General features: G+C 71.1%; 24 protein-coding genes and 1 pseudogene. 16 read left to right on the plus strand and 9 right to left on the minus strand.

Annotated features, from left to right (window positions below):
• The first annotated feature begins 19 nt into the window (after nucleotides 1-19).
• The 4 genes from U1T56_RS03330 to U1T56_RS03345 all read left to right on the plus strand — a co-directional run bounded on the left by U1T56_RS03330 (nucleotide 20) and on the right by U1T56_RS03345 (nucleotide 4,119).
• Nucleotides 20-790 (plus strand): SDR family NAD(P)-dependent oxidoreductase, encoded by a 771-nt coding sequence (locus U1T56_RS03330; protein ID WP_418158017.1) that lies wholly within the window; start codon nucleotides 20-22, stop codon nucleotides 788-790.
• A gap of 152 nt (nucleotides 791-942) precedes the next feature.
• Nucleotides 943-2,322, plus strand: a complete 1,380-nt coding sequence (locus U1T56_RS03335; protein ID WP_418158140.1) for an L-serine ammonia-lyase — start codon at nucleotides 943-945, stop codon at nucleotides 2,320-2,322.
• Nucleotides 2,323-2,324: 2 nt separating this feature from the next.
• Nucleotides 2,325-3,638, plus strand: coding sequence for a serine hydroxymethyltransferase (gene glyA / locus U1T56_RS03340; protein WP_418158018.1), 1,314 nt, complete (start codon nucleotides 2,325-2,327; stop codon nucleotides 3,636-3,638).
• Between the two features lie 31 nt (nucleotides 3,639-3,669).
• A complete protein-coding gene (locus U1T56_RS03345) occupies nucleotides 3,670-4,119 on the plus strand; it encodes a thermonuclease family protein (protein WP_418158019.1) in 450 nt (149 codons plus the stop codon).
• Nucleotides 4,120-4,147: 28 nt separating this feature from the next.
• On the opposite strand, the gene U1T56_RS03350 is transcribed toward U1T56_RS03345, so the two are convergent.
• The 5 genes from U1T56_RS03350 to U1T56_RS03370 all read right to left on the minus strand — a co-directional run bounded on the left by U1T56_RS03350 (nucleotide 4,148) and on the right by U1T56_RS03370 (nucleotide 8,791).
• Nucleotides 4,148-4,597: a hypothetical protein gene (locus U1T56_RS03350; RefSeq protein WP_418158020.1), complete on the minus strand. Its 450-nt coding sequence runs from the start codon at nucleotides 4,595-4,597 to the stop codon at nucleotides 4,148-4,150.
• Between the two features lie 2 nt (nucleotides 4,598-4,599).
• Entirely contained in the window at nucleotides 4,600-5,316 is a 717-nt protein-coding gene (locus tag U1T56_RS03355; RefSeq protein WP_418158021.1) for a hypothetical protein, read from the minus strand.
• Nucleotides 5,317-5,335: 19 nt separating this feature from the next.
• Entirely contained in the window at nucleotides 5,336-5,770 is a 435-nt protein-coding gene (locus U1T56_RS03360) for a hypothetical protein (RefSeq protein WP_418158022.1), read from the minus strand.
• Between the two features lie 139 nt (nucleotides 5,771-5,909).
• Nucleotides 5,910-7,355, minus strand: coding sequence for an EAL domain-containing protein (locus U1T56_RS03365; RefSeq protein ID WP_418158023.1), 1,446 nt, complete (start codon nucleotides 7,353-7,355; stop codon nucleotides 5,910-5,912).
• A 164-nt stretch (nucleotides 7,356-7,519) separates the two neighbouring features.
• Nucleotides 7,520-8,791, minus strand: coding sequence for a penicillin-binding protein activator (locus U1T56_RS03370; RefSeq protein WP_418158024.1), 1,272 nt, complete (start codon nucleotides 8,789-8,791; stop codon nucleotides 7,520-7,522).
• Between U1T56_RS03370 and rsmI the strand changes: the two genes are divergently transcribed.
• Nucleotides 8,775-9,731 carry a 16S rRNA (cytidine(1402)-2'-O)-methyltransferase gene (gene rsmI / locus U1T56_RS03375; protein WP_418158025.1) on the plus strand — a complete coding sequence of 319 codons (957 nt, stop codon included), beginning with the start codon at nucleotides 8,775-8,777 and terminating at the stop codon, nucleotides 9,729-9,731. The two genes, U1T56_RS03370 and rsmI, sit on opposite strands and share 17 nt — an antisense overlap.
• The gene (locus U1T56_RS03380) at nucleotides 9,728-10,081 is read left to right on the plus strand and encodes a YraN family protein (RefSeq protein ID WP_418158026.1); all 354 of its coding nucleotides are present in this window, start codon (nucleotides 9,728-9,730) and stop codon (nucleotides 10,079-10,081) included. The genes rsmI and U1T56_RS03380 overlap by 4 nt, the downstream gene beginning before the upstream one ends.
• 5 nt (nucleotides 10,082-10,086) lie before the next feature.
• Here the strand turns inward: U1T56_RS03380 and U1T56_RS03385 are convergent, their stop codons facing one another.
• A complete protein-coding gene (locus tag U1T56_RS03385) occupies nucleotides 10,087-11,172 on the minus strand; it encodes an A/G-specific adenine glycosylase (protein ID WP_418158027.1) in 1,086 nt (361 codons plus the stop codon).
• A gap of 33 nt (nucleotides 11,173-11,205) precedes the next feature.
• On the opposite strand from U1T56_RS03385, the gene U1T56_RS03390 reads away from it, so the two are divergent.
• From U1T56_RS03390 to U1T56_RS03425, 8 genes are all read left to right on the plus strand, one after another.
• A complete protein-coding gene (locus tag U1T56_RS03390; protein ID WP_418158028.1) occupies nucleotides 11,206-11,727 on the plus strand; it encodes a DUF721 domain-containing protein in 522 nt (173 codons plus the stop codon).
• A 97-nt stretch (nucleotides 11,728-11,824) separates the two neighbouring features.
• Nucleotides 11,825-12,433 carry a DsbA family protein gene (locus U1T56_RS03395; RefSeq protein ID WP_418158029.1) on the plus strand — a complete coding sequence of 203 codons (609 nt, stop codon included), beginning with the start codon at nucleotides 11,825-11,827 and terminating at the stop codon, nucleotides 12,431-12,433.
• 118 nt (nucleotides 12,434-12,551) lie between these two features.
• Nucleotides 12,552-16,637, plus strand: a complete 4,086-nt coding sequence (locus tag U1T56_RS03400) for an AAA family ATPase (protein WP_418158030.1) — start codon at nucleotides 12,552-12,554, stop codon at nucleotides 16,635-16,637.
• Between the two features lie 110 nt (nucleotides 16,638-16,747).
• Entirely contained in the window at nucleotides 16,748-17,059 is a 312-nt protein-coding gene (locus U1T56_RS03405) for an AtpZ/AtpI family protein (protein WP_418158031.1), read from the plus strand.
• A gap of 98 nt (nucleotides 17,060-17,157) precedes the next feature.
• On the plus strand, nucleotides 17,158-17,889 hold the full coding sequence (locus U1T56_RS03410; RefSeq protein WP_418158032.1) for a F0F1 ATP synthase subunit A: 732 nt from the start codon (nucleotides 17,158-17,160) through the stop codon (nucleotides 17,887-17,889).
• 80 nt (nucleotides 17,890-17,969) lie between these two features.
• Nucleotides 17,970-18,194: an ATP synthase subunit C family protein gene (locus U1T56_RS03415; RefSeq protein ID WP_418158033.1), complete on the plus strand. Its 225-nt coding sequence runs from the start codon at nucleotides 17,970-17,972 to the stop codon at nucleotides 18,192-18,194.
• 68 nt (nucleotides 18,195-18,262) lie between these two features.
• Nucleotides 18,263-18,982 (plus strand): F0F1 ATP synthase subunit B family protein, encoded by a 720-nt coding sequence (locus U1T56_RS03420; protein WP_418158034.1) that lies wholly within the window; start codon nucleotides 18,263-18,265, stop codon nucleotides 18,980-18,982.
• 2 nt (nucleotides 18,983-18,984) lie between these two features.
• The gene (locus U1T56_RS03425) at nucleotides 18,985-19,458 is read left to right on the plus strand and encodes a F0F1 ATP synthase subunit B family protein (RefSeq protein ID WP_418158035.1); all 474 of its coding nucleotides are present in this window, start codon (nucleotides 18,985-18,987) and stop codon (nucleotides 19,456-19,458) included.
• 69 nt (nucleotides 19,459-19,527) lie between these two features.
• On the opposite strand, the gene U1T56_RS03430 is transcribed toward U1T56_RS03425, so the two are convergent.
• Together U1T56_RS03430 and U1T56_RS03435 are read right to left on the minus strand one after the other, a co-directional pair.
• Nucleotides 19,528-19,914, minus strand: a complete 387-nt coding sequence (locus U1T56_RS03430) for a type II toxin-antitoxin system VapC family toxin (protein ID WP_418158036.1) — start codon at nucleotides 19,912-19,914, stop codon at nucleotides 19,528-19,530.
• Nucleotides 19,914-20,173: pseudogene (locus U1T56_RS03435) on the minus strand (type II toxin-antitoxin system VapB family antitoxin). The gene U1T56_RS03430 and the pseudogene U1T56_RS03435 overlap by 1 nt, the downstream one beginning before the upstream one ends.
• Before the next feature lie 141 nt (nucleotides 20,174-20,314).
• On the opposite strand from U1T56_RS03435, the gene U1T56_RS03440 reads away from it, so the two are divergent.
• Together U1T56_RS03440 and U1T56_RS03445 are read left to right on the plus strand one after the other, a co-directional pair.
• Nucleotides 20,315-21,073: an SDR family NAD(P)-dependent oxidoreductase gene (locus tag U1T56_RS03440; RefSeq protein ID WP_418158037.1), complete on the plus strand. Its 759-nt coding sequence runs from the start codon at nucleotides 20,315-20,317 to the stop codon at nucleotides 21,071-21,073.
• A gap of 49 nt (nucleotides 21,074-21,122) precedes the next feature.
• The gene (locus tag U1T56_RS03445) at nucleotides 21,123-21,554 is read left to right on the plus strand and encodes a metallopeptidase family protein (RefSeq protein ID WP_418158038.1); all 432 of its coding nucleotides are present in this window, start codon (nucleotides 21,123-21,125) and stop codon (nucleotides 21,552-21,554) included.
• 202 nt (nucleotides 21,555-21,756) lie between these two features.
• Here the strand turns inward: U1T56_RS03445 and U1T56_RS03450 are convergent, their stop codons facing one another.
• Nucleotides 21,757-25,314: an AsmA family protein gene (locus U1T56_RS03450; protein WP_418158039.1), complete on the minus strand. Its 3,558-nt coding sequence runs from the start codon at nucleotides 25,312-25,314 to the stop codon at nucleotides 21,757-21,759.
• Nucleotides 25,315-25,393 lie beyond the last annotated feature (79 nt).

The raw sequence follows: 25,393 nt of genomic DNA on the forward strand, positions 1-25,393 counted from the left end.
CGCAGGAGGAGATCGTCCCATGATCCTGAAGGACAAGGTTGCCATCGTCACCGCCGCCGGCTCGGGCATCGGCCGGGCCGGGGCCGAGATCATGGCGCGCGAGGGCGCCTTCGTCGTCGTCGCCGACCGCGACCCGGCAGCGGGCGCCGAGGTGGTACACCGCATCCGGCAGGCCGGCGGCCATGCCGAATCGGTGGTCACGGACGTCACCGACGATGCGCAGCTCGAGCATCTCGTGCGCCATGTGCTGAGCCACCGCCACCGCATCGACATCCTGCACGACCATGCCGGGGTGCAGGTCGAAGGCACGCTCGAGCAGGTGAGCCCCGCCGACATGGATCTGTCGTGGCGGGTCAACGTCCGCGCCCCGTTCGTGCTCGCGAAGCTCGTCGTGCCCGCGATGAAGGCGGCGGGCAGAGGGGTCATCCTCAACACGGCGGGCCATGCCGGCCCGTTCCTCGATAGCGGCATGCTCGCCTGCGTCACGACGAAGACGGCGGTGATCGCGATGACCCGCCAGATGGCGCTCGATTATGCGCCCTTCGGCATCCGCGTGAACGCGCTCTGCCCCGGCTGGGTCGACACGCCGTCCGACGAGCGCTACGCTCGGCAGATGGGCGGAGCCGACGGGCCCCTGCGCCATATCGAGGAGAGGGTTCCGATGCGCCGCTTCGCGACTCCCGAGGAGATCGCCGAAGCGATCCTGTTCTGCGTCTCGGACCGCTCCGCCTACATGACCGGTCATGCTCTGGTCGTCGACGGCGGGGAGTCGCTCCAATGTCCGGGGTGACCGGGCGAGGCCCGTGGAGCCTTTCGGCGGGCGGTGCGCGGCGATGACCGGGCGGCATGCCGCTTCGAGACAGTCCGGCCTTCGCATCCGGATTAGTGCCGAACCGATACCGTCGCTAACCTCGCCGACACTGCCCGTCGGGAGAGTCGATGATGTCCTTGAGCGTGTTCGATCTGTTCAAGATCGGAATCGGCCCGTCCAGTTCGCACACGGTCGGACCGATGCGCGCCGCCCATCGTTTCCTGCGCGATCTCGAGACCCAGGGCCTGCTGCCGCGAGCGGTGCGGGTGGAGATCGCCCTCTACGGCTCCCTGGCGCTCACCGGGAAGGGGCACGCTACCGACAAGGCGGTGATCCTGGGTCTGTGCGGCGAGCTGCCGGAGACGGTCGACCCGGATGCGGCGGATGGAATCGTGGCGCGCGTGCGGGAGACGGGCCGGCTGCCCCTCCTGGGCGAGCGGGAGATCCCGTTCGACGAGGCGCAGGACCTGCAGTTCCGGCAGCGCGAGACCCTGACGCGGCATCCGAACGGCATGCGCTTTCGAGCGCTCGACGAGGCGGGCGAGCAACTCTTGCTCGATTACTACTACTCGGTCGGCGGCGGCTTCGTCGTGAACGAGCGCGAGGCCGAGGCGGGCGGCGAGGCCGCGAGCAACGTCGAGCTGCCGTTCCCGTTCCGCTCCGCGGCCGAACTTCTGGAGCTGTGCCGGGTCGAGCGGATGCGGATCGCCGACCTCGTGATGGAGAACGAGCAGGCCTGGCGTGATCCGGCCGAGATCCGGGCGGGCCTGCTGCGGATCTGGGAGGTGATGGAGGGCTCGATCGAGCGCGGCTGCCGCACGGCGGGAATCCTGCCGGGCGGGCTCAAGGTGCGTCGCCGGGCGCCTGCGATCTATGCCGAGCTGACCCGCCGTCCGGAAGCCGCGCTCAAAGACCAGCTCACGGTGATGGACTGGGTCAATCTCTACGCGCTCGCGGTCAACGAGGAGAACGCGGCCGGCGGGCGCGTGGTCACGGCCCCCACCAACGGGGCGGCAGGCGTGATCCCGGCGGTGCTCGCCTACTACACGCGCTTCGTGCCGGGGGCCAACGAGGACGGGATCATCCGCTTCCTCCTGACCGCGGGTGCGATCGGCATGCTCTACAAGCAGAACGCCTCGATCAGCGCCGCCGAGGTCGGCTGCCAGGGCGAGGTGGGTGTCGCCTGCTCGATGGCCGCGGGTGCGCTGTGCGCCGTGCTCGGCGGCACCAACGAGCAGGTCGAGAACGCGGCCGAGATCGGCATGGAGCACAATCTGGGACTCACCTGCGATCCCATCGCCGGGCTCGTGCAGATCCCCTGCATCGAGCGCAACACGATGGGGGCGGTGAAGGCGATCAACGCCGCGCGCCTTGCGCTGCGTGGCGATGGCACGCATTACGTGCCCCTCGACAAGGTGATCGAGACGATGCGACAGACCGGGCGCGACATGAGCGACAAGTACAAGGAGACGTCGCTCGGCGGGCTCGCGGTGAACGTGGTGGAGTGTTGAGGATGGCGGACATGACGAGGCAGGCCGCGGCGGCTGAGACGACGGAGCAGCGCTGGCCCGGGTTCTTCACGGCTTCTCTTGCGGAGGTCGACCCCGAGCTGTTCCAGGCGGTGAAGGACGAGCTCGGCCGCGAGCAGCACGAGATCGAGCTGATCGCGAGCGAGAATATCGTGAGCCGGGCGGTGCTGGAAGCGCAGGGCTCGGTGCTGACCAACAAGTATGCCGAGGGCTATCCCGGCAAGCGCTACTACGGCGGCTGCGAGCATGTCGACGTCGCGGAGGCGCTCGCGATCGAGCGCGCGAAGCGTCTGTTCGACTGCAAATTCGTGAACGTCCAGCCCCATTCCGGCGCTCAGGCCAACGGTGCCGTGAAGCTGGCGCTGCTCTCGCCCGGCGACACCATTCTCGGCATGTCGCTCGACGCTGGCGGGCATCTCACCCACGGTGCGAAGCCCGCCATGTCGGGCAAGTGGTTCAAGGCCGTACAGTACGGCGTGCGCGCCGAGGACGGGCTGATCGACTTCGAGCAGATCGAGCGGCTGGCGCATGAGCACAAGCCGAAGCTGATCATCGCCGGCGCTTCGGCCTATTCGCGCATCTTCGACTTCGCCCGCTTCCGCGCCATCGCCGACGCCGTGGGCGCCTATCTTCTCGTCGACATGGCGCACATCGCGGGCCTCGTCGCCGGCGGGGTCCATCCCTCGCCGCTGCCGCACGCGCACGTGGTCACGACCACGACCCACAAGACGCTGCGCGGCCCGCGCGGCGGCATGATCCTCACAAACGACGAGGAGATCGCGAAGAAGATCAACGCGGCCGTGTTCCCGGGTCTGCAGGGCGGGCCGCTCATGCACGTGATCGCCGCGAAGGCGGTGGCCTTCGGCGAGGCGCTCAAGCCCGAGTTCAAGCTCTATGCCCAGAACGTGGTGGCGAACGCGAAGGCGCTGGCCTCCGTCATGCTCGAGCGCGGCTGCGCCATCGTTTCGGGCGGGACCGACAACCACCTGATGCTGGTCGATCTGCGGCCCAAGGGAGTGAAAGGCAATGCCGCCGAGCAGGCCCTCGGCCGGGCCGGGATCACCTGCAACAAGAACGGTGTGCCGTTCGATCCCGAGAAGCCCACGATCACCTCGGGCATCCGCCTCGGTACGCCGGCCGGCACCACGCGCGGCTTCGGCGTGCGCGAGTTCCAGGAGATCGGGCACATGATCAGCGACGTGCTCGACGGGCTCGCCGCCGGCGACAACGCCGCGGCCGAGCAGCGGGTGAAGGCGCGTGTGGGCGAGCTCTGCGCGCGGTTCCCGATCTATTCTTGAGCGGCTTCCGAGCGCCGGGGCTCTGGCCCTGGTGCTCGGGCTCGCCATTCCCGACCGCTGGGCCGCTGCCGCCGAGATCGTGGACGGGCTCGCCACCGTCCGGGAGGACGGCACGCTCAGCGTCGGCGGCACGGCCGTGCGTCTGTTCGGAATCTCGATCCCGCAGATCGAGCGCACCTGCCGCACCTTCATCCGCCCGCCGCGCTGCGCGCCCAAGGCGGTGCTGGTGCTGGACGGCAAGGTGAACGGGTTCGTGCGCTGCGAGATCGTCCGCCGTGGCGCCGACGGTGTGTTGGAAGGTGTCTGCAGCATGCGCGGGCGCGATCTGTTCGGGCCGGGCGAGGATCTCGCGGCCTGGCTCGTGCAGGAGGGCTTCGCGTTCGCAGCACCGGATGCGCCACCCGACTATGCCGCCCTCGAGCGCCTGGCCCAGTCGCGCGAGCTGGGCCTGTGGGGCGACAAGTTCCTCAACCTGCGCTGAGGAAGGGTGGCGCGCTCGCGGCGCCGGCTTACCGCGGCAGCGTGCGGCGCAGGACCGAGCCCAGGTCGTCCTCGCCGTCTTCCGCCCCGTCACAGGGGAATTTCTGGGCGAAGAAGCCGACCGCGAACATGGTCAGCGGCGCATCGCGGGTCTCGGCGAGATCCGAGCCCGAGGCCTTTCCGTCCTCGAGCCAGGCCGTGAACTCGTTGCGGATGCGCTCGAGGTCCGGCGACCCGTCCACAAGGTGCGCCGCATCGAGGCAGAATATCGAGCCGCCGTCGCTCTTCAGCGCCTCGTCCACCATCAAGATGCCATGCAAGGCACCGTCCACGTAGCGGTCGGCCATGGTCGCCGCATCGCCGCCTGCGGCCTTGCCGTCGCGATATTGCCGGAGTGTCAGCATCTCTCCGGCGAGGACGGGCGTGCTGAGGACGTGGCCGGCCAGCACGGCTGCGAGGAAAACCAACGATCTCGACATTCTCAGTTCTCGGCAGGGCGAAGCTTTTGCAGGAGTCGCTGCAGCCTCGCCTGATCCTGCTCGTGTTCCTTCAGAGCATCCTGCAGCAGCGTTACACCTCCGGTATCGAGCGCGATCTGCGCCGTCCGGCTCGGATTCTGGCGGAACGTGCTGTACATTTCCTTGCGCAGGCGTGCCTGCGTCGTCTCATCGAGCCGGCCCCACAAGAGCATGCCCAGGGTGGTGCGGGCATTGCCCAGATAGGGCGCGTGCGGGTTGGCCTTGAACGAGAGCACGAGCGCCCGCGCGGCCTCGTCGGGATCGTTCTGCAGCAGCTTGGCCGTTGCCAGAAGCTGCCATGCCCGCGCATCGGCCGGAGCGAGCGACAGACCTGCCCGCAGATGACGCTCGGCCAGGGCCCGCAGCTCCTCGGGCGTCACCGAGCCGCGGACGTTCGCTTCCGAAAGCGCCAGGAAAGCCCCGGCCAGATCGAAATGGCTTCGAGCATCGGGCACCCAGGCCAGTGCCTCCTGACGGCTCCGCAGCAGCCGCTCGATGCCTTCGAGCGTCGGCTCCTGACCGGACTGCAACAGTTCCAGCGCCGCGTCGCCTTTCAGGAGCGCGGTTGTAGCCATCAGACGTGGCACCGCGAGGGCAAGGAGGGCTGCCGCGAGGCAGCCCCCCAGGAGCGGTGCCAGCAGGTTACCGGGCGAGAGCCTCGGCAAAGCTGCGGCGCTCATGACATGACCCTGCAGCGGTTCAGCTCGGGCTGACCGGCGGGGGGTCCTTCGGGAAGCCACCCATATCGACGCTCGACGGAGCGCCCGGCTTCTTGCCGGGTTTCGCGTTGAACGAGATCTGGATGGGTTTCTTCTGCCCAGGCAGGTAGAACTGCGATGCGACCGTGGTCGGCTTCTTCAGGATGGCCGTGTTCACGCGAATGACGACCTTGCCCGTCTTCGTGAAGTAGATGGTGAAGCCGTTGTTCGCGATCGTCGGCCGGTTCCCCCACTGAGCGTACTGAACCTTGCCGTTCTTGATCCTGACCGGGGACACGCCGGTCAGCTTCTGGAACTGCTTGAAGGTCAGCACCGTCCGCTGGACCGCGGCCGTCGCCGGCAGCGCAGCCCCCAAGACCATGGCTGCCGTGGCGGCCACCATGGTCCGTTTCACCCAACCTGAGATCATCGACATCGTATCCCTCGGTATTCTGGAATATGCAGGATTGTAACTTCTTAGTTGAGCTGAAGCAAGCTCTGCCGAGTTTCCGGTGCAAGATGGCGCAGGCCGCTCCGGTGCCAGCGGTCGTGGCGGGTGGCGCCACAGGATCGGATCAGCCGCGTCGTGCCGCGAGGCGCAACCAGTCCGTGCAGGCGTCGGCCGGCAGGGGCGGGCAACTCAGCGGCGACTGCACCGCATCGCAGCCTTCCGCGCGCAGGAGCTGGATCTGGTTTTGGCTCTCCACGCCTTCGGCGACGAGACGCAGGCCGAGCTGACGCGCCAGCGTCATCACCGCGCTCGCGGTCAGAGCCCGCCGGCGGTCCTCGGACATGCCTCGCAGCAGGAGGCGTCCGAGCTTCACCGTGCGCAGCGGGGCGTCGCGCAAGACCGCGAGCGAGATCGGGCCGGCGCCGAGGCCGCCGACCGCTAGCCGGACGCCGAGCTCGCGCAGCGGCAGAAGCATCCGCATTCCATCCTCGAGTTCCTCGAGCAGGAGTCGCTCGTCGCACTCGAGCTCCAGTCGGTCCGCCGGCAGGCCCGTCGCTGCGAGCAGCGCCTCCACCCGCTCTGCGAGCCGGCTCCGGGCGAGCGGGAGGCACGAGGGCAGGGGCACGGCGATGTGGAGCCCTTTCAGGCCTCCCTCCCGCCAGGAACGGGCCTGTCGGCAGGCCGCGTCGATCAGCCAGTCCGTCAACGCTTCGCCGGGACCCGCCGCTGCAAGGGTCGCGAGCTCCCGACCTTCCAGCGTGCCGAGCGTCGCATGGTGCCAGCGGGGCACGACAGCGAGTCCGAGCTCGGCCGGTCGCAGCATGACCTGAGGCTGGAACTGCGCCGTGATCTCTCCGCTCTCGAGCGCCCGCGCCAGCTCGCGGGCGAGGCCGGCGCGGCTCGCGGCCATCCGGTCGGGACGCGCGTCGTGGGAGCGGCCCCCGCTTCCTCGTGCGTCGGACCGATCCGAGGTCCGCTCGGCCAGGGCGTGCCCGCAGGAAGAACGATCGGAGGGAGCGGTCGCTGCGTCGCTTCGGACTGCTCCGTGCTCCTGCGAGGCATGTCTTTTGCGGGCCAGGGCGATCCGGATGGCGCGCTCCAGCCGGCCGACGTCCAACTCTTCCTTGTCGAGGAGGTCCGCCGCTCCGGCCTCGATCGCCTCGAGCTCGAGGTCGGGGATGCCGAGCTCGCAGAGCACGATCATGGGAGTCTCGACGCCGAGCCGGATCGCCCGGCGCAGCAGGCTCAGTCCGTGACAACCCGGCAAGCGACCGTCGACGAGAGCGACATCGTATCGGCCCGCTGCGAGCCGCTCCAGCCCGACCTCCGCATCGACCACCCACTCCAGCCGAAACCGGTCGTGCTCCGCTCGTGCCAGCAGCTCCTGGACGATGCGCTGGTCCTCCTCGTCGGCCGTGACGAGCAGGACGCGAATGGCCGACTCTTCGCGGCCGCCTCGGATCCGGCCATCTTCGACGGCAGAGGAACGACGACGTCCGTCCAGCCGGACGACGTGTGGGGCGACGTCGTCCTGCGACCGCGCCCCGACGCCGGCCGGGCTTGCAGCCATCGTCGAGCCCGATCCTCGGCCAAGGAATGCGTCCCCTGTCATGCGCTCCGGTCGAGCTTCATGCGCGCTATCATCCGAATAGTGGCATTATGCAGATTTGTAAACCTTTGATTGAGGATCGCTGCGGTCTTGGCGTGGTGCCGAAGAGGACGCCGGGGAGCCTCTCAGCGGCTGGCGAAGCCCGCGGCGAACGCCTGTGGCGCCGGATCGACGATCCGCACGCTCCCGCGGTCCTGGATCTCGACCACCGCGAGGCCGTGCTCGGCGAGGCCGTCGGGCCGCAGGCGGAAGATCCCGACACCACCGATGAAACCCTGCGGATCGGTGAGCTGCGACTGCGTGAAGCGGGGCTCGCCCTGTGCGAGCAGGGCCGCGAGCGCGATGGCGTCGTAGGCCAGCACGGCGAGCGGGGCCGGCCGTCGGCCATAGACGGCGGCAAAGCGTCCGGCGAAGGTCTCGACCGCGTCCGGCGGCCACGTCGCGAGCCACGAGCCCTTGAGCCCGGCGTCGCTCATCAGCGCCGGGTCGTCCTGCCAGCGCATCGTGCCGAGGAACCGGGTCGAGGGCGAGGTGACGTCGTAATAGGCGAGGAGGGCGGCAATGGAACCGACACGAGAGCCGCCGTCGGCGATCAGCAGCGAGTCGAACCCCGGTGGCGGCAGACCCGGGCTCGCGGTCCGGGCACCCGGCTCCGCCGTCGCATCGGCAGCCGCTTCCGCCGGCAGCCCGCCGGGCCGGCCGACGGCCGCGACCTGGCGGACCGCTGCCGTCGGGCTGCTGCTGTCGGTGGGATAGGTCTGGGCGATCACGGCCGTGGCGCCGGGGATCCGCGCCACGGCCTGGCGCCAGGCGGCGATCGCGCGGACGCCGTAGGCATCGCCCGGCGCCAGGGCGGCGAAACGGGCGAGCCCCTGGCGAGCGGCATAACCGACCACGCGCTCGATCTGCTCCTCCGGCCGGAAGCCCAGGATGTAGGTGCCCGGGCCGGCGATGCTGGCATCGTTCGAGAACGAGATCACGCTCACCCCGCGCTGGGCGGCGACCGGCGCCACGGCCGAGGTCGAGCGCGCGAACAGGGGCCCGATCAGGAGCTCCGCACCCGCATCGAGCGCGGCCCGTGCTGCGATCTCCGCCTGCTGCGGCTTGTCGCCGGTGTCGCGCGGCACGAGCTCGAGGTCGGTGCGGCCTACGTCGAACAGCGCCATCTGCGCCGCATCCAGCATGTCCTGGCCGAGGCTCGCCGCCGAGCCCGTCAGCGGCAACAGAAGGCCCACCTTGGGTGCCGGCCGGGTCGGGGCGGGCGTCACCGGCAGGCTCTCGGGTGCTGCCGGCACGCTCGACGATTGCGGCAGCGGGGTCGGCGTGGTTACCTGGGTGCGGGCGCAGCCGGCGACCACGAGAAGGGCGATCAAGCTGAGTGTGAGACGAGAGCGCACGCGGCACCTCACCGGATCGGCAGGAAGGGGCTCGCCGCAGCCCGCCGCGGCTCCCGAAGGGGGCGCTGCGACCGAGGGTGCGGGCCGGGAGAGCCAGCTTGCCCCCGGCCTTTATCTCGTTGCAACACCGATCGGCAATCTCGGCGACATCACGCGCCGGGCGGAAACGGTGTTGACCCTTGCCGACCTCGTCGTCTGCGAGGACCGTCGGGTGACGAGCCGCCTGCTCCGGCATCTGGGCCTGAGCCGGCCCTTGGGCCTCTACCACGAGCACAACGCCGAAGCCGCCCGGCCCGAGCTGCTGGCCCGGCTCGAGGCCGGCGGATCCGTGGCGCTCGTCAGCGATGCGGGCACGCCCGCGGTCTCGGACCCCGGCTACAAGCTCGTGCGCGAGGCGGTGCGGCGTGGCATCCGCGTGCACCCGATCCCGGGCCCTTCCGCCGCCCTGGCGGCGCTGGTCGCCTCGGGGCTTCCCACCGACCGCTTCCTGTTCCAGGGTTTCCTGCCGCCCAGGAGCAGCGCCCGCCGTCGCGTGCTCGAGGAGCTGGCCACGGTGCGCGCGACGCTGCTTCTGTTCGAGGCACCGCACCGTCTGGCCGAGACGCTGGCCGATGCCGCCGCCGTCCTGGGCGATCGGCCGGCCGTGATCGCCCGCGAGCTCACGAAGCTGCACGAGGAGCTGAGGCCCGGCACGCTCGGGAGCCTCGCCGCGGCCTACGCGACGGCGGGCACGCCGAAGGGCGAGATCGTCATCGTCGTGGCTCCGCCCGAGGCACCCGCCGTGGTCGAGGACGATGCCGCCGTCGACAGGCTTCTCGCAGCAGCGCTGCGGACCAAGAGGCCGCGCCTCGCCGCGGGCGAGGTCGCGGCCGCCACCGGCCGTTCGGCCAACGAGCTCTACAAGCGGGCGCTCGCCCTTTCGGCCCGCGAGCGCTCATGAGCCGGCGACGTCACGAGCGCGCCGGCCGGCTCGCCGAGACGCTGGCGGCCTGGGTCCTCCGGCTCGAGGGCTACCGCATCCTCGCCCGACGCTATGCCACGCCCGTCGGCGAGATCGACCTCGTCGCCCGGCGCGGCGATCTCGTGCTCTTCGTCGAGGTCAAGCACCGGCCAAGGGCTGCGCTCGCCATCGAGGCGCTGCTGCCGCAGCAGCAGCGGCGGATCGCCCGTGCCGCCGCCTGGTTCCTGCAGCACCGGCCGAGCCTCGCCGGCTGCGCCGTACGCTTCGATCTGATCGCGACCGCGCCCTGGCGCCTGCCGCGCCACGTCGTCGACGTCTGGCGTGCGTAGCGCCTTCACCAGCGCAGCCCGGCATGGCGCAGGAGCTTCTTCGTGAAGGTCGGCAGTGCCAGTTCGGAAAAGCGGAAGGGCCGGGTCCACATCCCGTCCTCGCCATCCTCGATCGTGCCGCGGACGAGGCGGACGGTGAGGTCGAGATGGGTGAAGACGTGGCGCACCTCGCCCGGAATCGGGGTCCAGACGGTGCGGGCGGGAGCGGAGTCCGCCATCGCGGCCGCCACGGCCTCGGGATCCTCGAGCCACGGTGTCGAGGGCAGCTCGATCATGCCGCCGAGCAGCCCTTCGAGTGGCCGACGCCGGAACAGCACCGCCCCGTCCACACGCTCGAGCAGGAAGGCCGTTGCGTGCCGCACCGCCCGTGGCGCACGCTCCACCTTGCGCGGGAAGCTTTCCTGATCGCCGCGCCGCGCCGCCGCGCACCAGCGCTGCCACGGACAGGCGAGGCAGGCCGGCCGCCGCGGCGTGCAGACCAGCGCTCCCAGCTCCATGAGGGCCTGCGCGAAGTCGCCCGCCCGTTCCGGGGCCGCCAGCCTCTGCGCTGAAGCCCGCAGCTTCGGCCGCGCTCCCGGCAGGGGTGCTTCCATGGCGAGCACCCGGCTCAGCACCCGCTCGACATTGGCGTCGACCGGCACCACCGCCTCTTCGCCGGCGATGGCGGCGATGGCGGCAGCGGTATAGGCGCCTATCCCCGGCAGGTCCGCGAGCGCGTCCGCCGTGAGCGGCAGCCGGCCGCCGTGCCGCTCGATCACCGCGCGGGCGCAGGCATGGAGCGCTCGCGCGCGCCGGTAGTAGCCGAGACCCTGCCAGGCATGCAGCACCTCCTCGAGCGGTGCTTCGGCCAGGGCTGCCAAGGTCGGAAAGCGGGCGAGGAACGGCTCGAACCGACCCTGCACGGTCGCGACCGTGGTCTGCTGCAGCATGAGCTCGCTCACGAGCACGCGCCAGGGGTCCGGCGTCTCGCCCCGTGGTGTCCGCCACGGCAGCTCGCGTCTGGCGCCGTCGTACCAGGTGAGAAGTGCCCTGCGCAGCGTGCGTGCGGGCAGGGCCGGGAGAGAGCTGTCTGGTGGAGCGGTCTCGGGCATGGTACCGGGAAAGGGATCTCGCTGGAAACGACGATGGCGCAGGACGACAAGGTGGCCCCCGAGGAGGGATGGCGGCAAGGGCAGAGCGGGCAGGCCGGGCGTCAGGTCGCCCGTCTCCTGGGCAGCGTGCTCGATCCCGCTGCTCGCCGCCGCGGCTTCGCGGAAGCGAGCCTGCTCACCGACTGGGCCACGATCGTGGGTCCCGGCCTCGCCCGCCGCTGCCAGCCCGTGCGCGTCGATTACGCCCCCGGCCGCCGTACCGGCGGCACGCTGCTCGTCCATGCCGGGAGTGCGGCCGCGGTCGAGCTCCAGCACGCCACACCCCAGATCGTGGAACGGATCAACAATTATTTCGGCTTCAACGCCATCCGCCAGCTCCGGCTGCTGCAGGTGCCGCTGAAGCCGGCGCCGCCGCCGCGTATGGCGCCGCCGCTGCGTCCCTTGCAGCCGGAGGAGGAGGCGGCGCTGCGGACCGCCCTCGACGGCATCGGCGACGAGGACCTGCGGGAAGCGCTCCTGATGCTCGGCCGCGCCTTGCGCGGCACGCGTCCGTGAGGTTGCGTGCACGGCGTCGGGCTTGCGGGTGGAGCCGTCCAACCCTATAGCAGCCGTGGGTTACGGCCCTTGCTTCCACCGGGGAGGTCGATCGGCGATGCTCATGCTGCCCAGGCGTTCGGCTCTTGCTGCGGCCCTCGTCGGCCTCTCCTGGCTCGGCCTGCCGCCGGGAGTGGTACGCGCGGCCGAGGTGTCCGAGGGTGTTCTGGGCGATCCGAACGCGCCGGTGACGCTGATCGAGTACTCCTCGCTCACCTGCCCGCACTGCGCCGCCTTCCAGCGCGACACCTTCCCGGCCCTGAAGCAGCGCTACATCGACACCGGCAAGGTGAAGATGGTCCTGCGCGACTTTCCGCTCGACGAGGTGGCGCTGAAGGCGGCGGTGATCGCGCACTGTGCGGGGGCCGACAAATATCCCCGCTTCGTCGACGTGTTCTTCCTGCAGCAGGCGAGCTGGACACGAGCACAGGATCCGATCGCGGCCCTGAAGCAGCTCGCGAAGCTCGGAGGGCTCGGCGAGGACGCGGCCGAGGCCTGCCTTGCCGACGAGGCCATGGAGAAGGCCGTGCTGCAGTCGCGCCTCGACGCGCAGCAGCGCTACAACGTCCGCTCCACCCCCACCTTCATTCTCGGCGACAAGACCTTCTCCGGCAGCCGCAGCATCGACGAGTTCGCGGCGATGATCGACCCGCTGCTCAAGCAGTGAGCGGCTGCGCGACGGCACGCGACCGAAGACGGTCGCACTGAGGTTGCGGCCGGCGGCTTCCGCCCGAGGGGCGCCCCGGCTAGAGTGACGGCCGCCCCAAGACCTTGCGTATCCGACATTGGAAATCACCAAGCTTCGCGTCAGCGGTTTCAAGTCGTTCTGCGATCCGGTCGAGCTCCTGATCGAGGCGGGGCTCACCGGCATCGTGGGCCCCAACGGCTGCGGCAAGTCGAACATCGTCGAGGCCCTGCGCTGGTGCATGGGCGAGAGCTCGGCCAAGGGCCTGCGCGGCGACGAGATGGAGGACGTGATCTTCAACGGCTCCGCCGCGCGGCCGGCGCACGACGTGGCCGAGGTCCGGATCAGGGTGCGCGGCAAGCCGGGCGGGCTCGCCGGCTTCGCGGAGGCGGAGGAGCTCGAGATCTCGCGCAAGATCGCGCGCGGCGTGGGCTCCACCTACCGGATCAACGGCAGGGAGGCGCGAGCCCGCGACGTCCAGCTCCTGTTCGCCGACGTCGGGGCGGGTTCGCGCAGCCCGGCCATCATCGGCCAGGGCCAGATCGGGTTCATCATCGACGCGAAGCCGGCCGAGCGCCGAAAGCTGCTCGAGGACGCGGCCGGCATCGGCGGCCTGCAGACGCGCCGGCGCGAGGCCGAGCTCAAGCTCGAGGCGGCGCAGGCCAACCTGCAGCGCGTCGAGGATCTCTTGGGCGCGCAGGAAGCACGCCTCGCCGAGCTCAGGAAGCAGAGCCGCCAGGCCGAGCGCTACCGCAAGGTGGCGGCCGAGCTGCGCGGTGCCGAAGCACTCCTGCTTCTCGCCCGCCATGCCGCCGCCGCGGCCGAGGCGGAGCGGGCGAAAGCCGAGGTCGCGGCTGCCGCGGCCGAGCACGAGCGCTGCGCGGAAGCCAGCCTCGCCGCGCGCGAGGCCAGGGCCGCCGCTGCCGAGGCCTTGCCGGCTGCGCGCGAACGGGCGGCCGCCGCCCAGGCCCAGCTCGCTCAGCTCGAGGAGCGGCTTGTGAGCCTGCGCGCTGCCGCCGAGCGCGAGGCGCAGCATCTCGCGGCCCTGACCCGCCAGGAAGCCGAGGTCGATGCCGACCTCGCCCGGGCGAAGGCGGCGGTCGCCGAGCTCGGGCCGGCGGCGAGCCGGCTCGCAAGCGAGCTCGCGGAGGCCCTGCGCCGGCGCGAGGCGGCGGAGGCCGCGATCGGCACGAGGGTCGCCGAGGAGAAGATGGCGGCCGAGCGGCTCGACGAGGCGCAAGCGGCTTTGCACACGGCTGTGGCCAATGCTGCCGAGGCCGAGGCGCGGCTGGATGCGGCGCACCAGCGGCTGGATGCGCTGAAGGGCAGGACCGCCGCCATCGAGCGCGAGCTCGCGGCATTGCCGCCTTTGGCCCAGGCCCAGGAGGCGCGCACCCGTGCCGAGGCCGAACTCGCTGCACGCGGCGCGGCGCTCGAGGCGGCCCGCGCGGCGCTGGCCGCGGCCGAAGCCGAGCTGCACGCGGCCGAGCCGCGGCGCGAGGCCGAGCGTGTCGCTCAGCTCGCTGCCGAGCGCGCGCTGGCCGCGGCTCGGCAGGAGCTCGCCGCGGCCGAGCTGCGGCTGCGCGAGGCCAAGGCCGCATCGGCCAGGCTGGCCGAGCGGCGCGCCACGCTGGGGCGGGCCACGGCGCGGCTGGCCGAGCGGCGCAAGGCGCACGACGCCAGGGTCGAGGCGAACCGACGCGGCCTCGCCGAGGCCGACATCGACGCCCGCACGGCCGAGCTGGCGGCCGCCGAAGCCGAGCTCGAGGCCGCGAACGGCGTCCTCGATGCCGCGCGGGCCGAGCTCGCCCAGGCCGAGCACGGCCGCAGCGAGGCAGCCGAGGCCTTGCGCACGCTCCGCCGTTCGGCCGATGCGCTCGACGCCGAGATCAAGGTCCTGGAGAGCCTGGTGCGAGAGGCCGGCGCCGGTCCTGGCCTGATCGACACGCTGCATCTGCCGGAAGACCTCGCCACGGCGCTGGCGGCGGCGTTCGGCGACGATCTTCTGGCCGGCACCGATGCAGCTGCATCCCGTTTCTGGCGCGAGCTGGCGCTCGCTGGGCCGCCCGCAGCGCTGCCCGAGCCGGCCGAGCCGCTGGCCCGTCACGTCACCGTGCCGCCCGTGCTGGCGGCGAAGCTCGCCCATGTCGGCCTGATCGAGCCGGAAGAGGCGCTCGCGGCGCAAGCCCGGCTCCGGCCCGGCCAGCGCCTCGTCAGCCGCGATGGCGGTCTGTGGCGCTGGGACGGCTTCGTCCGCGCACCCGGCGGCGAGGATGCGGCTGCGGCCCGGGTGCGTCACCACCTCCGCCTCCATGCCGCGCGCGAGGAGGCCTTGATCCTCGCCCGCGGCCTCGCCGAGCGCGAGGCCGGGCTGAAGGCGGCCGATGCGGTGCTGCAGGCGGCAAGGGCGCGCCTGGCGGAGGCCGAGAAGCGCTGGCGCACTGCCGATGCCGCCCAGCTCCGCGCCCGGCAGCGCCTGAGCGAGGCCGAGACGCAGGCCCGCCGTCTGGCGGCCGAGGCCGAACGGCTGGCGCAGGAGGAGGCGGGCCTCGTGCGCGAGGCCGGCGAGCTGGAAGCCGAGCGGGCCGAGATCGAGCGCCTCGCCGCCGGGCTCGAAGGCGAGGCCGCCCTGGCCGAGGCGGCGCAGGCGGCGCGCTCCGCCCTGGCGCAGGCCGAGCAGGCGGTGCGGGAGCGCACGGCCGCGCTGAAGAGAGAGGAAGCGGCCCACGAGGCTGCTGCCCGGGCCTTGCGCGAGCGCCGGGCCGCCCTCGAGCGAGGGCAGGCCGCTCTCGATCAGGCCCGCGCCGCCGCCGAGAAGGCGTCCCGTGTCGCGGCCGAGCTGGCGGCGGCGCGGCGCACGCGCGAGGCGGCGCTGGAGGAGGAGCGGGCGGGCCTGCTGGAAAGTCTGGCCGCTGCCGAGAAGGAGGTCGAGGCGGCTGCGGCTACCGCTGCGGAGCGTCGCGAGGCACGTGCCGCCGCCGAGGCGACGCACGAGGCGGCGGATCGGGGGCGGCGGGCGACCGCCGATGCGCTCGCTGCCGTGCGGGCCGAGGCTGCGAGCCTGGCCCAGCGGGCCACGGCGCTGGAGCAGGGGCTCGCCGACACGCGGCGGCGGCTCCAGGAGGCCGAGGCGGCCCTGACCGACCTCGCGCGGCGCCGGGAGCGGCTCGCGACCGAGGCGGAAGCCGCGCGGGTCTCGCGGCGCTGCGATCCCGCCGAGCTCGCCCGGCTCGAAGCCGAGGTGGCGGCTGCGGGCGACGCCGCCCGGGAAGCAAAGGCCGAGCTCGCTCGGCGCGAGGCCGAGGCCGTGGCGCTCGAGCGGGCGTTGCAGGTGGCCGAGGCGGCGACCGCGGCCGCGCGCGAGCGGGTGATCGTGGCCCAGGCCGAGCGCTCCCATGCCGAGAGCGCTCTCGCCGCTGCCGTCGCCGCGGTCGAGGATCGGCTGCAGCGCTCGCCAGAGGCTCTCCTCGCCGAGGAAGGGATGGCGGAGGCCGTGGCCTCCGCCCGGATCGCGGACCTCGAGGCCCAGCTCCAGAAGCTCCGCGCCACGCGCGAGCGGATCGGGCCGGTCAATCTGCGGGCCGAGATCGAGGTCGCGGAGCTCGAGGCCGCGATCGGCGAGACCAAGGAGCGGCAGGTCGAGCTGCAGCAGGCGATCGACCGCCTGCGCGCCGCGATCGCCACCCTCAACAAGGAGGGCCGCGAGCGGCTGCTCCAGGCGTTCGCGGCGGTGGATGGCCATTTCCGCCGCCTGTTCACGACCCTCTTCGGCGGTGGCAAGGCGCATCTGCGGCTCACGGGTGCGGACGACCCGCTCCAGGCCGGGCTCGAGCTCGAGGCGAGCCCGCCCGGCAAGAAGCTGACCAGCATCTCGCTGCTTTCGGGCGGGGAGAAGACGCTGACGGCGCTTGCCCTCGTCTTCGGCTTCTTTCTCGCGCAGCCTTCGCCGCTCTGCGTGCTCGACGAGGTGGATGCTCCTCTCGACGACGCGAATGTTGACCGTTTCGTCAGCCTGATGCAGGAAATCGCCGCGACCACCGGCACGCGGTTCCTGGTCGTCACCCACCATCCGCTGACGATGGCGCGGATGAGCCGGCTCTATGGTGTCACCATGGCCGAGCGCGGGATCTCGCGGCTGGTGTCGGTGGCGCTCGAGGAGGCGCTGGAGTTGCGTGCTACGGCATGATGACGCAGAAATGACGGTTACCTTGACACTTCGGGGCGGCCCTACCTAGGTTCGCGCCGCCCGAACGACCCGGCCGGCAACGGCCGGGTGATGATGCGGGCAGGCAGCGGATGGCGGACGACAAGCGACCGACCTCGTTCGAGGATTTCGACGCGCGGCTGGAAAAGCTCCGGCCGCAGGCGAAGGCCCCCGGGCCGGTCGAGCCGGAGCCCCCGCGGTTCCAGTTCGGCCCCGGTCTTCAGGCCGGGATCGAGGTGGTGGCGGGCGTCGGCGGCGGCCTCCTCCTGGGGTGGGGGCTCGATCGCTGGCTCGGGACGGCGCCGCTGTTTCTGATCGTGTTTTTCATCCTCGGCGCCGCAGCGGGCGTGCTCAATGCCTACCGCTTCATGCGCCGCTTGCAGGACGCGCAGGACAAGAGCTGAGCCGGCGCGTCCATCGACCGGTCGGGGCCTTCGGGCCCGCCATGGAGGAACGCCGCCCCTCGAGAGGGCCGGCATGAAGCGAGGAGCGAGGCAGGCCCGTGGATCCGCTGCATCAGTTCCAGATCACGCCCATCGTCCCGATCACGGTGGCGGGTGCTGACGTCTCGTTCACCAACTCGTCCTTGTGGATGGCGATCGCGGTCGCGGCCGCCTACCTGCTCGTCATGGCCGGCACCCGCCAGCACGCGATGGTGCCGGGCCGGCTGCAGTCCGTGGTCGAGCTCACCTACGAGTTCGTGGCGGGCATCCTGCGCGACGCGGCGGGCAAGGAGGGCATGCGCTTCTTCCCGATCGTGTTCACGATCTTCATGTTCATCCTCATGGGCAATATGCTGGGCATGATCCCCGGCAGCTTCACCTTCACGAGCCACATCATCGTCACCTTCTTCATGGCGATCTGCGTGTGGATCGGGGTCACGGTGATCGGCTTCTGGTACCACGGCCCGCGCTTCCTGGGCTTCTTCGTGCCGCACGGGGCGCCCAAGTTCATCCTGCCGCTCATGGTGCCGATCGAGGTCATCTCCTACTGCGTGCGCCCGATCAGCCTCTCCGTCCGTCTGTTCTGCAACATGATGGCCGGCCACACGATGCTGAAGGTGTTCGCCGCCTTCGTCGTCAGCCTGAGCGCCTACTTCGTCATCCCTGGCATCCTGCCGGCCGCGATCACGGTGGTGCTGCTCGGCTTCGAGTTCGTCGTGGCCTTCCTCCAGGCCTACATCTTCACTGTCCTCACCTGCCTCTACCTCAACGACGCGATCCACATGCACTGAGGGCGTAGGTTCGCCAGCCCCTGGATGCGTCGTCGGGTAGCCACCGGCGCTGGAAGCGCCACTCACTGGGAGTATGTTCGATGGATGTCGCAGCTGCGAAGATGATCGGCGCCGGCCTGGCGGTGATCGCGATGTTCGGTGTCGGTATCGGCATCGGCAACATCTTCTCGACCCTGATCGCGACGGTCGGCCGCAACCCGTCGGTCCAGCAGCGCGTCTTCCCGTTCGCGATCATCGGCTTCGCCCTCGTCGAGGCGATCGCGCTGTTCGCGCTCCTGATCGCCTTCCTGATCCTCTTCACCTGAGATCGTGGTAAGAAAGCCGGGCCGGCCGAAGGCCGGCCCGGCGGTCTCGGTTCCAGGGGAGATTGCCGATGGGTCGCCTTGAGCCCCTTCTCAGGCATTTGAGGTCGCTCGGCATCGCGACGGCGGTCGTGGCGGCATTGGCCGCACCCGTCGCGTTCGCCGAGACCGCCACGCAGCACGGCGGCACCGAGGCCGCTGCCGGCACGGAGCACACCACACCGGGGCCGCACGCCGCTCAGGCTGCCGTCGGTGCCGAGGCCGAGCACGGGGCCGAGGGGGGCGAGCATCAAGCCGGCCTGCCCCAGCTCAACACGGCAACATATCCGAGCCAGATCTTCTGGCTGATCGTCGCTTTCGCCACGCTCTACTATCTGCTCTCCAAGCGTGCCCTGCCGCGCGTGAGCGAGATCCTGGAGGCGCGCCAGGAGCGGATCGCCGCCGATCTCGACCGTGCCGCCGCCTTGCGCGCCGAGGCCGAGGAGGCGATGAGCCGCCATCAGGCCGTGGTCGCCGAGGCTCAGGCCAGGGCTGCGGCCGCGATCAAGGCCACCCAGGAGCGGATCGCCGCCGAGATGGCGCGGCGTCAGGCCGAGGTCGATGCCGACCTCGACAGGAAGCTCGCCGAGGCCGAAGCCCGCATCCGGGCCGCGCGCGACGCGGCGCTCGCGGAAGTGCAGAACGTGGCCGTCGAGGTGGCGCAGGCCGCCGTCGAGCGGCTCGCCGGCATCAAGCTGGCCGAGGCCGAGGTCAAGGCGGCTCTCGACCGGGTGCAGAGGGAGGCCGCCTGACCATGCTCGAGCTCGTCCTTCTGATCTGTCTGATCGTCCTGATCGTGCTCGTCTGGAAGCCGGTCAAGAGAAGCGTTCTGGGCGCTCTCGACGCCCGTGCGGAGAAGATCCGCAGCGAGCTCGACGAGGCGCAGCGCCTGCACGAGGAGGCGAAAGCCCTCCTCGCCAAGTATCAGCGCCAGCTCCACGAGGGCGAGAAGCTGGCCCAGGACATCCTCGCCCAGGCCGAGGCGCAGCAGAAGCGCTTCGAGGAGAAGATGCGCGCCGACTACGAGGCGGCGGTGAAGCGCCGGACCGACCTAGCGATGGAGCGCATCGCACAGGAGGAGGCGCGGGCGCTGCAGGAGGTCCGCACCCGTGCGGCCGATCTCGCCATCCGCACCACCCGCCGCCTTCTCACCGAGCGCGTGGGCGAGGCCGAGGCGCAGACCCTCGTCCGCGGCGCCATCGAAGAGGTCAAGCGCAAGCTCGCCTGACCGGCCGTCCGCCGCAGGAAGAACGGAAGGCCGTCCCGAAGAGGGCGGCCTTTCCGTTTGCCGCCACGCTCAGCGTGCGGAGGCGATGTCGGTCTGCGCGAAGTCCCCGCCCTTGAACAGCAAGGGCTCGCCGCGCTCCTTCGCGAGCGCGTAGGCGAAGCGGTCGCCGAAATTCAGCCCCGCCGGATGCCGCCCCTTGCCGCAGCGATGGAAGGCGTCCAGCGCCAATCGGGCCTGCGCCGCCGTCACGGGAGCGATCTCCAGCTTCCAGCGTCGGAGGGCCGCATCGACGGCAAGAGCGTCGTAGCCGGCGCGCGACGCGGCCAGCACGCCGAACTCGACGTAGGACGCGGCGGACATGATGCAGGGCGAGGCAGCGGCGATGAGCCGGGCGAACGGAACGGTTTCCGGCTCATCGAGCAGGATCGCCACGAGCGCCGAGGTGTCGACGATCATCAGCGTGGCAGGCCGTGCTCGTCATACGCGACGATCTGATCGAGCGGCCTCGGATCGATGATCGGTGCTTCGCGCCAGCGGCGGGCGAAGTCCATGATGGCCTCGAAGCGCTCCTGCTGCTCGCCTTCCGCAGCCTGACGCACGCGGGCCAGGCGCTCGCGCAGCGCGTCTTCACCGCCTCGGTCATGGTCTCGCCGGTCGCCTGCGCCACCTCGCGGGCGAGGCGGGGCACTTCGGGATCGCGGATGTTGAGCGCCATCGGCCGGCCTCGTCTACACATTCGTTCAGGTATCGTTACGCTCTCCGCAGCATCGACGGCACGCTTGTCGCGGTCTGCCGATTGCATCGCCCGGCACGCCATCGCAGGATGCCGGCCTCGCCAAGGAGGGGAGGGCCATCCATGGATATCGCGGGGCAGGTCGCCATCGTCACGGGCGCCGCATCGGGGCTGGGCCGCGCCACGGCGCAAGCACTCGCTGCGGCGGGTGCGGTGGTAGCGCTGATCGATCTCGACGAGGCGATGGTGACCGATGCCGCGCGGGCGATGGGTGGCCACGGCTTCGTCTTCGACGTGGCCGATGCCGCCGCGGCCGAGGCGGCGATGCCGCGGATCGAGGCCCTCGGTCCCTTGCGCCTCCTCGTCAACTGCGCCGGCGTGGCGCCGGCCGGGAAGATCGTCGGCCGCGACGGGCCGATGGATCTCGCCGTATTCGAGCGCGTCGTCCGGGTCAACCTGATCGGCACCTTCAACCTGATGCGCCTCGCCGCCGCCGTGATGGCGAAGCAGACGCCGAATGCCGAGGGCGAGCGCGGGGTCATCGTCAACACCGCCTCGATCGCCGCGTTCGAGGGCCAGATCGGCCAGGCGGCCTATGCCGCCGCCAAGGGCGGGGTCGCCTCGCTCACTCTTCCGGCCGCGCGCGAGTTCGCGAGCCTCGGCATTCGCGTCGTCGCCATCGCCCCCGGCCTGTTCGGCACGCCCATGCTGCTCTCCATGCCCGAGAAGGTGCAGGAGAGCCTCGCCGCCTCGGTCCCGTTTCCCTCGCGCTTCGGCCGGCCCGAGGAATATGCGGCGCTCGTCCTTCACATCCTCGCCAATCCGATGCTGAACGGCAGCATTCTCCGCCTCGACGGCGCCTTGCGCATGGCCCCGCGCTGAGCCCGGTGCTAGGCTCCGCCGCCCGGATGCGACCTGCGGAGAAAGCTTCGTGGCTGATCTCGACCGGACCCGCGCCGAGCAGCGGGCACCCACTGCCGATGACATCGTGGCGATCGGCGAGGCGATCTTGCAGGATTTGCCGGCACCGTTCCGGGAGCTCATCGCGCACGTGCCGATCCGGGTGCAGGACTGGCCCGACGAGGCCACGCTGGATGCGCTCGAGATCGAGGACCCGCTCGACCTCACCGGCCTCTACGCTGCCGTCCCGATCGGCGAGCGCGACGGCCTCGGCCTGCCACCCGCCGAGCCCGAGATGATCCTGCTCTATCGCCTGCCGATCCTGTTCGAGTGGTGCGAGCGCGGCTGCACGCTCGAGGAAGTCGTGTTCGACGTACTCACGCACGAGATCGGGCACCATTTCGGCATGGACGAGGAGACGGTGCTCAGGATGGAGGGCCGCGGCGACGACGAGGAGCCCTGACGCGCGCCAGCCTGTGGTGCCGCCGCGGAACTCGCTGCGCCGGCCGCCCGTTCCCTTCCGTCCTCGGACGGGAGAGCGCGCGTGTACAGCATCTTCTACATCATCGGCGTGGTCGTGGTGGTGATCGTCGTGCTCCGCCTCGTCGGCCTCGCCTGAGCGGCCGGCGGGAGCGGGCTCGCTGCCTCGTTCGAGCCGCTTCCGTTCAGTCGCTGCCGGACTGTTGCAGGAAGCCCGTGCACGGGTTCGCCTCGTCCCGCCCGCCGTTCCCGAGGGCGCCGATGATGGCCGTGAACGGCTTGAGCAGTGCCCCCACCGTGGCGGTAGCGCCCCGCACCGCCAGCGTCGCCGCGTTGATGTTGACATCGGGATGCGCGAGCGTGCCGGCGACGGAGATGCCGGTGCGGTCGGTCGGCACGGGCGTTCCGGTCGGCTTGGCGCGCAAGGTGAAGTCGATCCGCTCCGTCTTCAGATTGATGGTGCCGTCGCCGCTGATGTCGGCGACCGGCGTGTCGACCAGGAGCGAGCGCGTGTGCACGATCCCGTCGCGGATCGCGAGATCGGCCAGCGTGCAGCGGAGCTGCACCTGATCGGAGGTGACGTTCAGCACCGAGCCCAGCACGCCCAGGAGATCGAAGCCCAGCGCCTCGACGATGGTCCGGTCGATCGTGCCACCCTGCATGACGAGCGTCACCTCGCCGTCGGCGTTGCCGAGGATCTGCTTCGTGCTGAGCCCTTCGCCCGACACGCCGACCCCACCCCGTGCCCGGCCCGACAGCGTGCCGTAGGCCGAGGCGTTGACGTTCAGCCGGCTGAGGAGCCGCGCCACCGGCAGGCGCCGCAGGTCGGCCTCGACGTTCGCCACGGCCGGTGCTTTACGAGCATCGAGCTGCACCTTGCCCTGGATGCGGCCGTCGCCGAGGCGTAAGACCAAAGGGTCCACCCGCAGGTTGCCGTCGGTGAGCGTGACGGAAGCATCGAACGAGTCGAGCGGCATCTTGCCGTAATGGAACTTGTCGGCCGAGACGGCGAGGTCGACGTCGAACTTCTGCAGCCGCGCCGGTTCGAGCTTCTTGTCGGGGACGACCTTGTCGTCCCGCTTCTGCGCCTGCACCGTCTCCTTCTGCGCCTGCGAGGCGGTCTCGCCCGCGCCCGTGCCCGGCTCGGCGCCGATCAGCCCGTTGAAATCGTCGCCGTCCAGGACCTTCGAGTGCAGCTTGCCCGAGAGCTTCGGCCGCGGCCCGTCCAGGCTCAGCTCCAGATTGCCGCCGATGTCGCTGTCGCCGAGCCTGCCGGCAAGCTCGGCGATCTTGATGCCCTTCTCGCTGCGCGTGACCTGACCCGCGATCCGGTAGGGCGGCAGCGTCGCCTCGGGCAACTTCAGCAGGTTCAGAACGGGTCCCGGATCCGGCCCCTCGACCCTGACCTCGGCCTGGAACCGGCCCTCTTTGAGCGGCAGGTCGAGGCGGCCGTCGGCGCTCGCCTTGGTGTTGCCGAGCGCCGCGTCGACCGTGAGAGGATAGGAGCCGCGCTGCTCCACGAGATCCTGCGCCGCGCCGCCTTGCGCCGTGATCTTGAGCGGGGTGCCGCCGACCTTGCCCTCGACCACGGCATGGAGCGGCCGTTCCTTGCCGGGGGTGAGGCCGGCGTCGATCGTGGCGTGCGGCATGCGCTCGCCGAGCTGCGGCAGCTTGAGCTGGTCGGCCGTGGCCTTGAGGTCGAGCCGGCTCCGGGTCAGGATCTCGGCCGCGTTCTTGCCCTCGATCGTGCCGGTGAGCTTCCCGTTCAGGACGCCGGCGACCGTATCGGTCCGGGCGATCCTGCCGAGATCGACCTGATCCGCGGCGAGGTCGAGGTCGGCGGTGAAACCGTCGCCGAACGGCCCGGCCGTGACCCGGCCCGCGACCCTGCCCTGCGGCAGGTCGGCCCGGAGCGGATCGAGGGTGAGCCGGCCCTGCTCGAGCATCGCCTTGGCATCGACGGCACCGAGCTCGGCTTGCGGGATCTCGAGGCCGCGCGCGCGCCCGTCGAAGATGAGCCGACCCTGGTTCAAGAACGCCGCGACCGATCCTGCCGGTCCTTGTGCCGTGAGCTTGCCGTCGACCGTGCCCGCGTAGCCCTTGTCCTCGCCGAGGAAAGTCGCGAGCTGCACGCCCGCGACGTCGAGATCGGCATCGACCGAGGGGGTGCCGTCGAGCGACGTGGCGACGGCCCGGCCTTCGATCCGTCCTTCGGGCAGGGTCGCCCGCAAGGGTTCGATCGCGAGCCGCCCGCCGTCGAGCTTCGCCTGCGCCACCACCTCGTCGGCGCGGAAATAAGGTGCCCTGATCCCCTGGCCACTGGCGTCGAGGTCGAGCCGGCTCTGCGCCAGGATCGTCCCGAGGTCAGTGCCACGCAAGGTCCCTCTGACCTTGCCTGCGAGCCTGCCCGCGACCCCTGTCACGCCGCGCACCGTGGCGGCGAGATCGACGTCCTTCGCATCGAGCGCCAGGTCGGCCGCAAGCGTCGGATCGCTCGCCGGTCCGGTCGCGACCCGGCCCGAAAGCTCACCCTGCGGCAGCACCACGCGCAAAGGCTCCACCGTCAGGCGGTCGTCGGCGAGATGGAGATGGCCCTTCATCTCGCCGATCGTGAGCTGCGGCAGGCGCACCTCGCCCGTCGCGAGGTCGAGATCGCCATCGTAGCCGGCGAGCACCGCCAGCGGATTGCCGGTCTTTTCCTTGGAGCCGCCCGCGGCCAGCACCGGCCACAACGGCACGAGGTCGAGGAGCGGTGCCCGCAGCTCGCCGCGGATCACCGGCCGGGCCGGGGCCGGATCGTAGCTCGCCCGTCCCTCGATCCGGCTCTCGCCCCAGGTCAGGGCGAGATCGTCGAGCTCGAACGGTCCCGCCTCGCGGGTGAGCCTGGCTCCTGCCGCCAGCGGAGGCAACGCCTGGTTCACGGGCCGTCCGGCGAGGGCGAGGAGCGGCCGCGGATCGTTGCTTCGGACATGCGCCGTGAGCGTGACGCCGCGCAGGCTCTGCGGCTCGCGAACCTCGCCGTTCAGATCGATCCGGCTGCCGGCGACGGTCAGATGACCCTCGACGGGCAGCGGCCCCGAGGGCCGGGTCAGCGCGGCGAGCGCTCCGATCTTGAGCGAGAGGTCGAGCGGATCGTCCTGCACCTTGCCCTTGCCGTCGACGGTGAGGCCGGGAAACCCGCCCGCTCCCGTCGCCTCAGTCGTCGCCACCTCGGCCGCGAGCTGCACCTTCGCCTTGGCATCCTGGTAGCTGACGTGCCCGTCCGTGAGGCTCACGGCGTCGATCCGCGGCAGGCCGTCCGAGCCACTCTTGCGTGCATCCTGCGTGGGCTTCGCCGGGCCGGCCGGCGGCGAGGGCCAGCTCGTCCGCCCTTGCGCGTCCCGCTCGGCCGCCACGCGCGGCTGGTCGATCCTGAGCTCGGTCAGGTGGATGCGGCGATCACGAAGATAGGTGCCGAGATCGAACCCTATCCGGAGATGCTGGATCTCGGCGAAGTTCTTCGCTTGCGCCCAATCCGGTGCCGCGATCTCGAGCCCGCTCAGGTCCACGGTCGTGATCCGCCCGAGATCGAGGCGGAGCGGCCCGCCGAGCCTGACCTGCCGCCCGAGCTGCGCGCTCGCCAGCCGCTCGATCGTGGGCTTGAGCACGTCGGGCTTCCATGAGACGAATGCCAGAGCGCTGCCCGCCACCACGACGACGAGCACCAGAATCGAGAGCAGGACGAGAAGAAGCCGTCGCGCCATGCCGCCTTGCCACAAGAGGCGGCTGCGGCCTGTCCCGAGGATGGCCGCAGCCTGGGTGCACGGGAACGGCTGCGTGGAG

Source organism: Benzoatithermus flavus, assembly GCF_037908215.1.
Lineage (GTDB): Bacteria > Pseudomonadota > Alphaproteobacteria > Geminicoccales > Geminicoccaceae > Benzoatithermus > Benzoatithermus flavus.

What these genes read in the sequence shown, in the direction of transcription:
- U1T56_RS03330 (WP_418158017.1), top strand. Translation starts at nt 20, where the DNA reads ATGATCCTGAAGGACAAGGTTGCCATCGTCACCGCCGCCGGCTCGGGC.
- U1T56_RS03335 (WP_418158140.1), top strand. Translation starts at nt 943, where the DNA reads ATGTCCTTGAGCGTGTTCGATCTGTTCAAGATCGGAATCGGCCCGTCC.
- glyA (WP_418158018.1), top strand. Translation starts at nt 2,325, where the DNA reads ATGGCGGACATGACGAGGCAGGCCGCGGCGGCTGAGACGACGGAGCAG.
- U1T56_RS03350 (WP_418158020.1), bottom strand. Translation starts at nt 4,597, where the DNA reads ATGTCGAGATCGTTGGTTTTCCTCGCAGCCGTGCTGGCCGGCCACGTC.
- U1T56_RS03355 (WP_418158021.1), bottom strand. Translation starts at nt 5,316, where the DNA reads ATGAGCGCCGCAGCTTTGCCGAGGCTCTCGCCCGGTAACCTGCTGGCA.
- U1T56_RS03360 (WP_418158022.1), bottom strand. Translation starts at nt 5,770, where the DNA reads ATGTCGATGATCTCAGGTTGGGTGAAACGGACCATGGTGGCCGCCACG.
- U1T56_RS03365 (WP_418158023.1), bottom strand. Translation starts at nt 7,355, where the DNA reads ATGGCTGCAAGCCCGGCCGGCGTCGGGGCGCGGTCGCAGGACGACGTC.
- U1T56_RS03380 (WP_418158026.1), top strand. Translation starts at nt 9,728, where the DNA reads ATGAGCCGGCGACGTCACGAGCGCGCCGGCCGGCTCGCCGAGACGCTG.
- U1T56_RS03385 (WP_418158027.1), bottom strand. Translation starts at nt 11,172, where the DNA reads ATGCCCGAGACCGCTCCACCAGACAGCTCTCTCCCGGCCCTGCCCGCA.
- U1T56_RS03390 (WP_418158028.1), top strand. Translation starts at nt 11,206, where the DNA reads ATGGCGCAGGACGACAAGGTGGCCCCCGAGGAGGGATGGCGGCAAGGG.
- U1T56_RS03395 (WP_418158029.1), top strand. Translation starts at nt 11,825, where the DNA reads ATGCTCATGCTGCCCAGGCGTTCGGCTCTTGCTGCGGCCCTCGTCGGC.
- U1T56_RS03405 (WP_418158031.1), top strand. Translation starts at nt 16,748, where the DNA reads ATGGCGGACGACAAGCGACCGACCTCGTTCGAGGATTTCGACGCGCGG.
- U1T56_RS03415 (WP_418158033.1), top strand. Translation starts at nt 17,970, where the DNA reads ATGGATGTCGCAGCTGCGAAGATGATCGGCGCCGGCCTGGCGGTGATC.
- U1T56_RS03420 (WP_418158034.1), top strand. Translation starts at nt 18,263, where the DNA reads ATGGGTCGCCTTGAGCCCCTTCTCAGGCATTTGAGGTCGCTCGGCATC.
- U1T56_RS03425 (WP_418158035.1), top strand. Translation starts at nt 18,985, where the DNA reads ATGCTCGAGCTCGTCCTTCTGATCTGTCTGATCGTCCTGATCGTGCTC.
- U1T56_RS03430 (WP_418158036.1), bottom strand. Translation starts at nt 19,914, where the DNA reads ATGATCGTCGACACCTCGGCGCTCGTGGCGATCCTGCTCGATGAGCCG.
- U1T56_RS03440 (WP_418158037.1), top strand. Translation starts at nt 20,315, where the DNA reads ATGGATATCGCGGGGCAGGTCGCCATCGTCACGGGCGCCGCATCGGGG.
- U1T56_RS03450 (WP_418158039.1), bottom strand. Translation starts at nt 25,314, where the DNA reads ATGGCGCGACGGCTTCTTCTCGTCCTGCTCTCGATTCTGGTGCTCGTC.